Raw genomic sequence first — 12267 nt, forward strand, 5'->3', positions numbered from 1 at the left:
TCAGCCGCGCGTGCTCTCCGGGACGGTGATCGGGGCGGGGCCGGTGCGACGCCAGGCCCACGCCAATGTCGCCACCACCGCCTCCAGCCAGCCCGGCTGACTGAGCACGCGCGGCGGCACCGGCCGACGGAACAGCATCGCCTCCGCCGCCTGGCACTCCGCCGCGATCAACTCCTCATAGGCAGACCCGGAACGACGGGTCACCGGAGCCTTCGCCATCTCCCGACCACCGGTGATATTCGGAACAGAGGCGCCGGCCAGCCAGCGGCAAGTCGCCACCACACCGAACGTGCCCCAGCTCTGATCCTCGGCCAGCTGGCGCTCGGCGGCCACCCACACCCGGGCGAACTCGACCACCGGCACACGCACATTGCGCGCCGGGATCCGGTCCAGATCAGCGCCCGTCAACTCCACACCTCGATGGTGCCACCCACCACCGACAACGCAGCAGCTCCAGACGGTGGGACAGCACTGCGACCCGACCTCTGCGGTCGGGAAACCGGGCCGACCTCCGGTCGGCGCAGCTCTCTTCATACGCGACAAACGTAGCCACTCACCTCGTCTGCGGCACACAAGTCCGGTTACCACGACGGCACCTCCCCAGCAAGGGGTCCGAAACATCTTGGCCGCAAAAAGCGCGCGGCCAACATCTTTCGGCCTGATCCCTTGCTGGCGAGCCTCCGCCGACGTGGTCGCCCTCGCCCGCGGGCAGGCACCGGAAAAGCACCGGCGCAGCCCGCAGGCCCAAGGGCCGCGGACACGCAAACCCCAACGACCGACCACGAAGGGAACGTCGAATGGCTCGCACCAAGACCACCGACAAAGTCGCCGCCGAGTCGTGCGGAATGACCGTCGAGCAGTGGCAGCAAGCGCAACAGCAGGCCAAGACAGCACGGACGCGGGGCCGCCGACCCACCGGCACCGCAGGGGCCGACCCGAAACTCGCCACCTGGGGCCCGGTCGAGAACCAGATGGCGATGTTCACCGACGAGGAGACGGCGGGTGAGGCGTGATGGGCACCGTCTACTGCGGACCGTTTGCCGAGGCGGTTGGCTACCACGACCACGAGGGATACTCGGCGCGGATCCTGCCGGATGGCACCGAGACCGCCATCTGGACGTACGAGACCCGTGAGTTCGTCGGCTACCGTGCCCACTGCGAGTGCGGCTGGCGTGGTCGGCACCGCTACGCGGCCACCGACGAAGGTGAGCAGCTCGCCGACGAGGAATGGGATCGTGACCACCTCCGTCCTCTCATCGATGCTGAAGCCCAGCGGTACACCGTGCCCGCGTCAAGGCTGCTCGACTTCACCCGCGAGCTGCGTGAGTCGCTGACCACCACGGACGACGAGCAGGGCAGGCCGATGCTGACCGCCCACTGCCAAGGCGTACTTCACGCTGCCGAGCAGCTGGAACGGTTCCTGGACGACCTCGCCCAGAACGGGGGTGAGCTGTGATGTTCAGCCTCTATGACGAGTTCGCCGGATTCGGTGGCAGTTCCCAGGGCGCGGCCGCGGTGCCGGGGGTGGAGTTGATGCTGGCCGCGAACCATCACCCGCTCGCGGTGGACGTGCACGCGATGAACTTCCCGAGCGCGGATCACTACTGCGGGGACATCGCGAAAGCCGACATCGCCAAGTTCCCTCGTGCGGACCTGTTCTGGTCCTCGCCGTCGTGCCCGCCGTGGACCGACGCCCGCGGCGTGCGGCGGGACTTCGACCGCTCCACCCAGGGCGTGCTGTTCGACATGAACACAGGCCCCGTGGCCACCGACCCGAACGTCGCTCGAGCACGTGCGTTGATGGAAGAGGTGCCCCGCTACCTGCAGGCCATGCGCCGCAAAGGCCGGCCCGTGCTGGGCGGGGTGGTGGAGAACGTGGTGCAGGTCCGCAAGTGGGACCAGTTCACCCGGTGGCGTCGCGAAATCGAGGCCGAGGGCTACCGCACCCGGCTGGTCGCGCTGAACGCCATGCACGTCACCGCCCCCGTCACGGGGAGGGTCGCCCAGTCCCGCAACCGGTTCTTCATGCCGTTCTGGCTGGCCGAGCTCGGCCGCGACCCCGACTGGGACAAATGGCTCCGCCCTCGCGCGCACTGCCCGACCTGCGACCAGACCGTGAACGCGGTGCAGGTGTTCAAACAGCAGCGCACCGACATGGGCGTCTACGGCGCCCGCAACGGCCAGTACGTCTACCGCTGCCCGCAGCGCAGCTGCCGCCACCAGGCAGTCGAGCCCGACGTGCTGCCCGCCGCGAGCGTCATCGACTGGACACTGCCACCCGGCCAGCGCATCGGTGACCGCGTCGACGCCAAGGGCCGCCCGGACCCGCTCGCCCCCGCGACGCTGGCGCGTATCGAGGCCGGCCTCACCCGCCACGCACGGCAGTCGCTGCTCGCGCCGGCCGGGGGCACCTGGCGGCAGGCAGCGACCTCGCTCGACGAGCCGCTGCCCACCCGCACCACACGCGAAACCGACGGTCTCGTGGTCCCGCCGCTGGTCGTTCCGGTCGCCAAACGAGCTGGCGTCGACACCGCCACCACCACAGGGCAGCCGCTGCGCACCCAGACCTGCCGCCGCGAAACCGCCCTCGTCATCCCACCGTTTCTGTCCCTGCTGCGCGGGGGAGGCTCAAAGACCGCCGCGTATCCGCTCACCGGCCCCATGCCCACCGTGTCCGCACAGGGCAACCACCACGCCTTGGTCCACCCACCGGCAGCCGAGAACGCCGCTCTGCTCGCCTACTACTCCAACGGCCCCGCGCGGCCGGTGGCCGAGCCTCCCGGGACGCTGACCACCCGAGATCGCTACGGGCTGATCAACGGCACACCACCGGTCGAGTCCTGCACCTTCCGCATGCTCGCCACCCACGAAATCGCCGCCGGCATGGGCTTCGACCCCGACTACCAGGTCAAAGGCTCCAAACGCGACCAGGTCCGCGGCTACGGCAACGCCGTCCCACCCGCCATGTCCGAAGTCCTCATCTCCGCCCTCGTCGAGGCCATCAGCGGAGAACCACTCACCCCCGCCGCCTAACACCAACCGCCGCAACTCGTCCGGAAGGGAGGCGAACCGCGATGTGCGCCGAGGGCTGCTACAAGCACTACGACAAGGCCACCGGCACGTGGATCTGCTGTAAGTGTGGTCACTAGCGAAACAAGGGGCGGGACGGGCCAGGGACTAGCTGGCCCGTCCCGCTTTGTCAGGTTAGACAGGCTCGGCCTTGTTCAGCGCCGGGCTCTGGCCCGTAGCTCGCTTTCGGCAATGCCTGCTCGACTGCCTGCCTTCGGCGGCTTGGCCAGCGTGATCCCCGCGTTCGTGAGCATCGTCAGGTCAAGATACCAATCCATACGTGATCGCTGCGCCCACACCTCGAACGCGGCACTGACGTGCTCACGCGCCTGCGGAACACTCATACCGGTCACCGCGCAGAGATGCTCGAACGCTGAGGCCTCTTGCCCTTTGACCTGGGCGAGCCCGTAATGAGTCGTCCGATGGCAGTCCGAGCACAGGCAGATCAGACGCATCAATTTCTGGGTTCGGGTGGCTGAATCGAAGGACCAGCGTTCGTGTGCCTCCAACCAGCGCCGGATCTCGCGGTCTTCGCCTCGCTCACACGCCTCACATCGCTGCTGCGCGCGGCCCAAGAGCATCCGACGAACCCGCTCCCAATCCCGCTCGGTGATGCAGTACCGAACGTTGGTGAACCAACACGAACTCGGGACCAAATCTACGAACAACCCTGATCCGAAGCCCCGGTCCTCGCCGGGCAGGAGCTGCGGCACGTCCGGGCGAGCCGCCCACCGCTCCAACTCCGTCATCCCCGGCCTGGGCGCGTACCAGCGCTTCGCCGCCGGATCCCAGCGCGCCCCGGCTGCTTTCGCCGGGTCTTTCTCCCGATAGGGAACGTCCAGCCAGATTCGGTCCTCCGCCACCAGTCCTCCAGGCTCAGGCGTTACAGGCTCCTAGCCCAAGATGCCGCCACCCACCGACGAAAAATGCGAGTAACGGACATCGCTAACTAAATGGACTAATCCACTAACAGGTTGTAATTGGTGGCTGCTTGCGATGCTGGGTGCACTGAACACGCGAGTGCAGCCGCTGGCGTCATGTCGTCTGGCCGGCAACTTGCCGCCAGCACGGACACTGACCGAATATGAGGGACGGGCCAGCTGATGACTGGCCCGTCCCTCTGCAACTCGGGGCTTTAGCGATCGACTCGGACGTGGTGCACTGGCTATGGTTGTTGCGCGGTGAGAGCGGATACAGCCATGTGCTTGAGTTCCCTAGGGCTGAGCGCGCCGTTGACGCCCTCAGCTTGAGCGATGACAACAGTGTTGTGGTCGACCTTCGAAGCGTAATAGAGGCCGGTGAACGTTGTGCCGTCAGTGAGCTCGTCGAGGTTGCCGGTTCCATCGCGGTCGATTAGCTGACGGAGCTGGTGGGCGGTCGTCGATGTGGGCATGGTTGTCCAGGAGACTGAGATGGCGGCCTTGGCTCGTTGCTGTGTTTCGCCGTAGAAAAGACTGCGGGCGAGTCTGGTGCAAGGACGTTCGCTGAGGAACCGTGATGTCTGGCCATAGGCGTGGCCGTTGCAGGACACTGAGACCTCGGACTTGATCGTGCGGTATTCGATCCCGCCAGTGGTCCAGGACGTTCCTGACTGGGTCTGAACGTTGTCGGTCGATCGCTGGTTGGCTAGCCCGGCGACACCGAGGATGGCTATCACAAGCGCAATAAGACCCACGGGACTGTTGCCTGTTTTCCCAGTTCCGGGGTTGCGCCGCGTGTAGGAGCGGACACGGCTACCGCTGCGCACGTGGGTTTTGACGTGGTGAACCAAGAGCTTGTCTCCGAAATCTCGTGTAGTCCGGCCGGAGCTCGAACTTCCGGCCGGTCCGGGGCTTTCGCGGGACTTGCTGAGCGCACAGCGGGCTAGACGCCATCTGTGCCGGTGGTTCGAAACGCGAGGGGGTTCTAGGCTGCGAGGTGCCAGTGCCGGACGTAGCCGGAGGCCATGGATCGGACCAGAGCGTCAAGGCTTCGTCGGTTGGTCCGAGCGCCGAGCTTGTATCGACGCGCATGCCTCGTGTCGTAAACGACGGCCGTTGCCCCAGGCAGAATTTCCGGAATGAGCGCGTCCATGAGGTGCAGCAGGACGTCAGCGACCTCCTGCGACAGCTCGGGTTTCTTACAGTAGGGAGCGACGAGAAACTTGGTGTCGTCGCGCAGACGTAGTCCGAGCATGTGCCGCAGCACGATCGACAGGTCACCATCCCGCCACGCCGCCTGGGCGACAGGCACACCGGTAGCACCGCGGGGGAGAAGTCGGAGGAACCCGTCCGACGCACTCCGGTAGGCGACTGGCTTGCTGAGTTCACGACCTTGCGCCGCCTTGGCGACGACTCGGTCGAGAACGGTGGAACGGTCAGGAGAGCTAACCGCCCGCCGGAAGCCGGCGAGCAGCGGAGCGTAGTACGCCACGGCGCGGGCGTCCGGGTCGAGATACCGGCGCTTCTGCTCGGTCACCATGGCCATGGTTCGACGTGGCCCGGCGAGGGCGTAGTCGAGCCACTGGAGTCCACCAATCGTCACAGAGGGGCTGCTCAAGCGTGCTCCTATTCTTCTGTGGAGCACCGCGTGGCCCGGATCACCGGGTTCCACCGCCTCGGTTGGGTGATTAGGTCTTGCGCCCACCCGATCGGCCGACTAACGTCATGAGTGTCAAGTTACTAGTTAGCCGTACGGTGCTGGACTGTGTTTACAGTCCATTTCCAAAGCTACACGATCGCCGCAGCTTCTAACAAGCTCGCGGCGATTTTCTATGAGATCTTCACCCGATCGTCGGAGCGGTTGGCGGGCGCGAGTGCCTGGGTGAAGTTCGGTCATAGTCCTCAATGGCGAGTTATCTTTGACAGTTTGATCTTGCATACCTGCAGGTCAGCAGTAGTTAAGTGAGCCGTAGTCGGCGAGCTCATCCCTTCTGCTCAAGGCCTGGCCGGCCGGTGCGGTCGATCGCGGCGCTCACCCAGCAAGTCCGCCCGCCATAAACGCGCTACATCGGAAGTCCTGTTCGGCGGTGATCGTCTAGGTCAGCCATATCAAGAGCGCTAGGGCATCGCTGAGGGGACGAGCTGTGCACCCTTGGCGCTGGTCTCCGAACGCTCACGCGTTCGCGGGAAACGCCCATGGCGTACGCCACCAACCACGCTCAACAGACCACACGACGGCTCCGTGAGTACTCATCGAACCAGCGACCCACAGGTGCTCAATACCCTGCGGAAGAGACGGAGCTGGTTGCTTGAGAAGGGCATCCCTCCCTCGTTGCTCCAGCAGGGCGTGCACCGCAAAGTCGCTTCCGACGGTCGCCCAGATGAACATGTGGCGTTCAGCTGCATCCTTGTGAGCAAGCAGTTTCCTCGCCTTACTCTGATGTCGAGACATCACACCGTGCGCCCAGTCGGCTAATGAGACAGCTCCGGCGAACCCTGACCATCCCGCGGCGCGAAGATAAACTTTGCCCGGAGCCACACCGTCCGCGACATACGCCATCTGCACTCGGAGGAAACCGGCCTGTTCGCAGAGCGCCGCAGCTTTGCCCGGACGAGTCTTGCAGGTGTCGGCGACGTCCTCCTGCTCGAGGCGAACCAGCAGGGAAGCTCCTCTCGCACGCGACGAAGGTTCGCTTCGTGTCGGAGAACTGCAATCCATCCGCGCGACAAGCCCTCAACCGACAGTGAGTGTCCGGTCTTCGTCAAAGCATCCCAAATCTCGTTGAAGGCACGATCATGATCGGCCACTATCTCCATCGCGCCCACCCGCCCGTCCGGATAGCGAATGAGCGCGTCTACCATCCCCGCCTGCGAGTTGTCGTCGTGACACATCACAGGTACGCCTAATGCCTGGGAGACGATCTCTCGTGCAATCCGTTCATCCATGCGCTCCTGCTGCGTCATACCCCGCCTATCGCGCTACGCAGTGAAGTGCTACAGGAACTCGACCGACTGGGCTCCCGAAGCAGTGCGTGCGGCGGTCTTCGAAGCACGAGTTGAGGTCCGCCTGGAGGTGTCCAACGTGCGTGCCGCTGGGACCCATGATGGGCGAAAACCAGGCGTTCAGATCCGGTCAGTAGCTGGTCTACCGGTGCATTTGCAAGGCGGGTGTGCAGTTTGCAGGTGAGCCTCGCGCAGCCACAAGCTGGGCGGCCGTTGGCCCGCCTACCGTCGACGGCCGGAGCCGGGTGAGCCTCCCTGTACAAACGTCACTCGTGGTCGTGGTGATCGCGGTGCGTCGTATCGCGCGTATGTCTTTGTGGGGACGAACTTCCGCTTGCCGTCTCTGCGCTTCAAGAAGGTTCGCAAGGCCTGACGCACCCCATCGAGGGTGGAGAAGCCCGTGAGCTCAAGAATCTTCCGTCGCAGCTGCTGCGTCTTCGCCTTTTCCCTAGTCGTTGGGCTTCGCCCACGTAGGGAATTCAGCTCTGCCAGGAGCTTCTCAACCGTGGCCGCCTTGTTATCGTCGAATGCTGGCGCGACCTTTCTGCCGATTGGAGCTGATGCCGGCTTCGCATTCTGATCACCGGGTTTGAGTGGCGCTCTCGACAGATCCTGAGATGCATCGCGCGCGATGAACGACACGTTATGCCGGGTGAGTCGCCGGGCTGCATCGGTAGCCCCGCTGATCGTACTCATGCCGGTCACTCGGCACAGCCACTTTTGCACCGTCGCCAGGTCCGCGTCGCGGGCCGGTGAGACTGGCTTCCCAATCAGCTCGTCGTATGTATTGACCAGCCACATGATGTCGTCGCGCCGACGCTCGTCAAGCACCCGAACCTCCAATTGAGGCAACTGCTCTGGCGGAGTTTGACAATGCCACACGTCACCGACAACCAGGTCGAGAACGAGGCCCGCTCGCGGCCGTCGTCGGTACAACGTAGTCCTAGCCAATAACGTGCCGTAGCAACAGACGCAAGGACGTCGTAGTCGGCCCGGCGCGGCGGTAGATGACTGTCGGTGCTCGCCTCTACTCTCACCGTTATGACGGCAAACCCCTACGAATGGACTCCGACTGGGCTGCCCCGGTACCGCTCGGGCCGCGCTCCTGCGTTTCTGCAGACGGAGGCTCAACTCGCTGGTATGGGGCTGGAGCCCGGTGGTGACGTGAGAGCGTACGTCGATTCGCAGTACGAACCGGTTCGGCTGTATCTGATCACGGAGGCGAGGCTTAGCGACCCGGCGGTATGGCCTCCCCAACGCTCTCAATGAACCGCGTAAGCCACGCCTCCGGGTGCGGCCGACAGAGCCCAGCGGCGACGCGTGGGCACGAATCTGGGCACGAACTAGTCACCGGAGGTTCCGACTATGCCTAGTTTGGTGCCCAGGATTCCACAGAAACCCCAGTTGAACAGGTATGAGTAGGGAAGCGCTGCCACTACGGATCAGAAGGTTAGGGGTTCGAATCCCTTCGGGCGCGCATATTGGCTGGTAGAGAAGGTGTGGAGTGAGGGTCGCAAGATCATTTCCACACCTTTCCCGCACTTTATGAACTTTCTTCTCCGATCACGCTGAGCAACTTGGCGACCTTCGGGCTGGCCTGCTTGCGCCCGAAGTAGGTGTCCTGCGTCATGCTCACCCGCTTGTGCCCGAGCTGGTCGGCGATCTCCCGCACGGTCAGCCCCGCGTCGTCGAGCAGCGTTACTGGCCGCGATGGCCACTGTGTTCAGAGTTTCTTTACTTGTTCAAGGCGGGCGCCTGCGGCGAGGACAGCAGGGAGCGCTGAACAAGAGAAAAGAACATGTCCTCGCCGGACGGCCAGGCTCCGGGATGGCCGGGGAACGTAGCCGCGGTGCGGTGGGCAGGGTGGGCGCTTGGTGGTCATCCGTCGCCTGACTGATGGCTATCACACCGCGCCAGGACCGCGAGCCTGGCACATTCGGCCGACGGTTGGCGAGCACAGGTCGCGGCCCCGACACGGCGTGATCGAGACGCAATCAGGCGACGGGATGACCACTAAGTGGACAGCAGTGGTCTGGGGTGTCCAGGCGAACCTGAAGCCGGTATATTTCCCGGCATGAAATCGTTACCCAGTGAGGATGAAGTCCGAGAAGACCTCGGTGACAAGGTGATGGAGGGCTTTTCTTACGCCGTCGACCACACACGCGCTGACCTGGCAGAGTACCGAGGTATCCGGCCAGACTGGGTATCTCAGCACAGCGAGCGTGGACTGGCGAACTGGTTGCATGACCGACTGTGGCAACACTTGATCGTGGCGCTCGATCCTCTGCCCGAAGTGCACGTCACAGATGGCGGGGTAACGCGAGAACTGACCGTAGGGCACCGCTATCGTTTGCGGGCAAAGCGGCACGACGAGGCTGGCATGGTTCAGACTTACCCGACACAAACAGCGTTGGCTTTCATGCTTCAACGGCCCGAAGAGCCCACGTTCGAGGGATTCGAAGAAGTTCGGTTGCTCGTCGGGTATGCCTGGGATCGTGAGACGCGGAACGTCGGTGCCGGTCTGCTGTCGCTTCGCGCTGATCGCGAAAAAATCATATGGCAGATCGAGCTGCCGCCATCTCAGAGCGGTGGAATCGCCCCACCTGTCGGTACACCACTGCCGCCTACGCAGCCACAGGCACCCGAAATTCAGGTTGGCGAGGGCGACGAGGAACAGAATTCAGGAGCAGGATCAGCATGATCGAGTTCGGCGAGGTGCTGGTAACAGCGCGTCGCGCACGTGGACTCACGCAGGAACAGCTCGCAGAGAAAGCTCAGGTTACTCAGGCCGCGCTCTCTCGCTACGAGAACGACCTGCGTGAGCCCGACGACGAGATACTTGAACGGTTGGCTGAACCGCTCGGTGTGACCGCAGCTTTTCTGAAGTCGGCGGGCCAGGTGCGTGGGGGTATGGCTTTGGAGGCCCACATGCGTCGCCGCCAGACCGCCAAGCCCACTGTATGGCGGCAGCTCGAAGCCAAGCTCAATATGTACCGGATGCATGCACGGCTTGTGTACGAGGATGTTGCCGTCCTGGCCGAGCAGTCAGTGCCAAGACTTGATCCTTTCGAGGTGTCGCCCGAGGCGGCGGCGCGGATGGTTCGTATGCAATGGCGTATGCCGCTCGGTCCTGTGCGCAACTTGACTCGTTGGATTGAAGCAGCGGCTTGTGTGGTCATCGAAGAGGACTTTGGAACGGCACGAGTTGATGGTTTGTCCCAGTGGGTTGACGACTACCCCGTGATCCTGATCAACCGGCGTTCTCCTACAGACCGTAAGCGCTTGACTCTGGCGCACGAGCTCGGCCACCTGGTCCTGCATTCAGTGGACGTCTCGCAGGACATGGAAGCAGAGGCCAACAACTTTGCTGCTGAGTTCTTGACACCAGCGGATCTGATTAGACCGCAGCTGCGTACCGTGACAACTGGTCGGCTCCACGATCTGAAACGGGAGTGGGGCGTGTCCATGCAGGCGCTGGTGGAGCGGTCGTACCAACTTCGGACGATCAAGGCCACGCAAAGGACCAACCTGTACAAGTCGTTCAGTGCGAAAGGCTGGCGTATCAAAGAACCACTGAGCGAGGAACTTGCCCCCGAGGTACCCCAGCTTGTGAGCGCGATCGGGCAGGCTCTGGCGGGTAAGGGATATAGCGCATCAGACGTCGCCCGCCTGGCTGGGTTCTCTGCGGAGACCGCGAATCATCCCTTCAGCCCGCCGAGTCACAGGCTCCGCGCCGTGTAGAGCGTGTACCGAGACCGTACGGAGAAGCACGGGAGCCGCAGTCGTCGATTGATTTGCCACGAAACAGCTGTAACCGATGCGGAAAGACGGCAAGCGACATAGACGCCATGCCCCGAATGTCCCAGTTGACCTGGCATGTTGATCGACACCGCCAAGTGTTGGTGGTCATGAAAGTGACATCAGAAGGTTAGGATTCTGGGCGGTCGCCGCGCTCTGTCTGGTTCGCGCGGTCTTGTGAGACGCGGAAGAGTTCCCCCGCAGTGGTGATCAGCATCCGGGCGGCAGTGTCGAGCTCTTGGTGTTGGTACGGCCGTCCGGAGGAATGCAGGCGTAGGAGGCCGTCGATGGTCAGGCGGCATCGTCGGTCGATCCAGGCATCCTCGTGTTGGTCGTAGACGGCGAACATGGCTGCCAGGACTTCCGGGAGGTCACGTACGTTGCGTGGCGGCTTCCGCCTGGTCATGCGGTCCCCGAATAAGGTCAAGGGACGCCTGTTCAACAGGGCATCGTCACGTGGACCATGGGTTATCGTGTGTGCATGACTGCTGCCGCTGCTCATGGCGGCCCGCAGCCGGGGCGGGAACGCTTCGACTCACCTCTGGCCATCCGGGCTGCGCTGTTGCCCGAGGAGGTCGCAGCGTTCGACACGGCGTGTCAGCAGGCGTTGCGGAACGCGTCGGAGACGTTGAGCCTGGAGGCGCTTCAGTCGACACTGGCCAACTGGCGACGCATTGCGCGGATGACGCAGGCCGACCCTGCCGCGCACCGCAGGATGCTCCAGCAGGCTGCGCGCACGCGGCGAACCGGGCAGCCACCCGAGAATGGGACCGACTGGCAGCAGTTGCGGACCGAGCTGGGCGTTTGACCCCTTCCGTGGCTTATCGCATCGTGACGGACCCGCAGGTCCGTGACCAGATCCGCGCCATTCCTGTCGACGCGCTCCCCTCACTGGCCGACGCGATGGGCGTCCTCGAACTGACTCCGTGGAACGGACGCCCTACAACGAGGCGGACCCGGACGGCTGGATGCGGCAACTCGACTTCGCCGACGAGCGCGGGTTGATTACGTACCTCGTCCTCGAAGACCAAGATCGGGTCGACGTGCTGAACGTGACCTGGTTCGGCTGATCGACACCAATCAACAGCAAAGACGACATTCCGCCACGGTCAATGGTCGTCATTCACTTCGCGAACATCGCAGGTGCGGGTACATGTTGACCGTCCATAGAAGACACTAGCAATCGTGCCGTCGTAATCCTTCGCGTAGTAGGTCGTCGGCTCGTTCGGCGATGCTGATGCCGTCGCCGGGGGCGCTTGCGAAGAAGGCGGGTGGCCAGGGGTGCGCGTCGACGGGGTGGAGGTGTTTGCGCATGTCCGATAGCGCTTGGGGGATCTGTTCGTCGGGCAGTTCCCGCACCAGGCGCATGAGTTCGTCGCGGTCAGCGCTCATGCCGTCAGCGTACGGTGCACGACCTGATCTCGGTGGTCCTGGGCGGCGTCAGGGCTCCTGACGGTCGCCGCGTTCTGCCAGACGA

Annotated in this window: 13 protein-coding genes; 7 read left to right on the top strand and 6 right to left on the bottom strand. The window is 63.9% G+C overall.

All coding sequences use genetic code 11. The features are described 5' to 3' along the window. Positions 1-414, bottom strand: a complete 414-nt coding sequence (locus BAY61_RS01360; RefSeq protein WP_091801480.1) for a hypothetical protein — start codon at positions 412-414, stop codon at positions 1-3. A 383-nt stretch (positions 415-797) separates the two neighbouring features. Between BAY61_RS01360 and BAY61_RS01365 the strand changes: the two genes are divergently transcribed. The 3 genes from BAY61_RS01365 to BAY61_RS01375 are packed head-to-tail and all read left to right on the top strand — an operon-like array spanning position 798 to position 3033. Then, the gene (locus tag BAY61_RS01365; RefSeq protein ID WP_091801482.1) at positions 798-1013 is read left to right on the top strand and encodes a hypothetical protein; all 216 of its coding nucleotides are present in this window, start codon (positions 798-800) and stop codon (positions 1011-1013) included. Continuing rightward, entirely contained in the window at positions 1010-1456 is a 447-nt protein-coding gene (locus BAY61_RS01370) for a hypothetical protein (protein ID WP_185769994.1), read from the top strand. Before BAY61_RS01365 ends, BAY61_RS01370 begins: the two co-directional genes overlap by 4 nt. Continuing rightward, positions 1456-3033: a DNA cytosine methyltransferase gene (locus BAY61_RS01375; RefSeq protein WP_245865665.1), complete on the top strand. Its 1578-nt coding sequence runs from the start codon at positions 1456-1458 to the stop codon at positions 3031-3033. Before BAY61_RS01370 ends, BAY61_RS01375 begins: the two co-directional genes overlap by 1 nt. A 191-nt stretch (positions 3034-3224) precedes the next feature. Here the strand turns inward: BAY61_RS01375 and BAY61_RS01380 are convergent, their stop codons facing one another. From BAY61_RS01380 to BAY61_RS33420, 4 genes are all read right to left on the bottom strand, one after another. Further along, on the bottom strand, positions 3225-3932 hold the full coding sequence (locus tag BAY61_RS01380) for a DUF5710 domain-containing protein (RefSeq protein WP_091801490.1): 708 nt from the start codon (positions 3930-3932) through the stop codon (positions 3225-3227). Between the two features lie 302 nt (positions 3933-4234). Further along, positions 4235-4840, bottom strand: a complete 606-nt coding sequence (locus BAY61_RS32710) for a hypothetical protein (RefSeq protein ID WP_143021356.1) — start codon at positions 4838-4840, stop codon at positions 4235-4237. Between the two features lie 134 nt (positions 4841-4974). Further along, positions 4975-5607, bottom strand: coding sequence for a hypothetical protein (locus BAY61_RS01390; RefSeq protein WP_245865668.1), 633 nt, complete (start codon positions 5605-5607; stop codon positions 4975-4977). A 2928-nt stretch (positions 5608-8535) separates the two neighbouring features. Beyond that, the gene (locus BAY61_RS33420; RefSeq protein ID WP_338061458.1) at positions 8536-8664 is read right to left on the bottom strand and encodes a hypothetical protein; all 129 of its coding nucleotides are present in this window, start codon (positions 8662-8664) and stop codon (positions 8536-8538) included. Between the two features lie 402 nt (positions 8665-9066). Between BAY61_RS33420 and BAY61_RS32715 the strand changes: the two genes are divergently transcribed. From BAY61_RS32715 to BAY61_RS33425, 4 genes are all read left to right on the top strand, one after another. Further along, a complete protein-coding gene (locus BAY61_RS32715; RefSeq protein WP_143021357.1) occupies positions 9067-9693 on the top strand; it encodes a hypothetical protein in 627 nt (208 codons plus the stop codon). Beyond that, entirely contained in the window at positions 9690-10733 is a 1044-nt protein-coding gene (locus tag BAY61_RS01405) for a helix-turn-helix domain-containing protein (protein ID WP_091801503.1), read from the top strand. The genes BAY61_RS32715 and BAY61_RS01405 overlap by 4 nt, the downstream gene beginning before the upstream one ends. Positions 10734-11271: 538 nt before the next feature. Next, a complete protein-coding gene (locus BAY61_RS01415; RefSeq protein ID WP_091801507.1) occupies positions 11272-11598 on the top strand; it encodes a DUF6247 family protein in 327 nt (108 codons plus the stop codon). A gap of 118 nt (positions 11599-11716) precedes the next feature. After that, positions 11717-11860, top strand: coding sequence for a hypothetical protein (locus BAY61_RS33425; protein ID WP_245865670.1), 144 nt, complete (start codon positions 11717-11719; stop codon positions 11858-11860). 106 nt (positions 11861-11966) lie between these two features. On the opposite strand, the gene BAY61_RS01425 is transcribed toward BAY61_RS33425, so the two are convergent. After that, positions 11967-12182, bottom strand: a complete 216-nt coding sequence (locus BAY61_RS01425) for a hypothetical protein (RefSeq protein WP_091801509.1) — start codon at positions 12180-12182, stop codon at positions 11967-11969. Positions 12183-12267 lie beyond the last annotated feature (85 nt).

The organism is Prauserella marina (assembly GCF_002240355.1).
GTDB lineage: Bacteria > Actinomycetota > Actinomycetes > Mycobacteriales > Pseudonocardiaceae > Prauserella_A > Prauserella_A marina.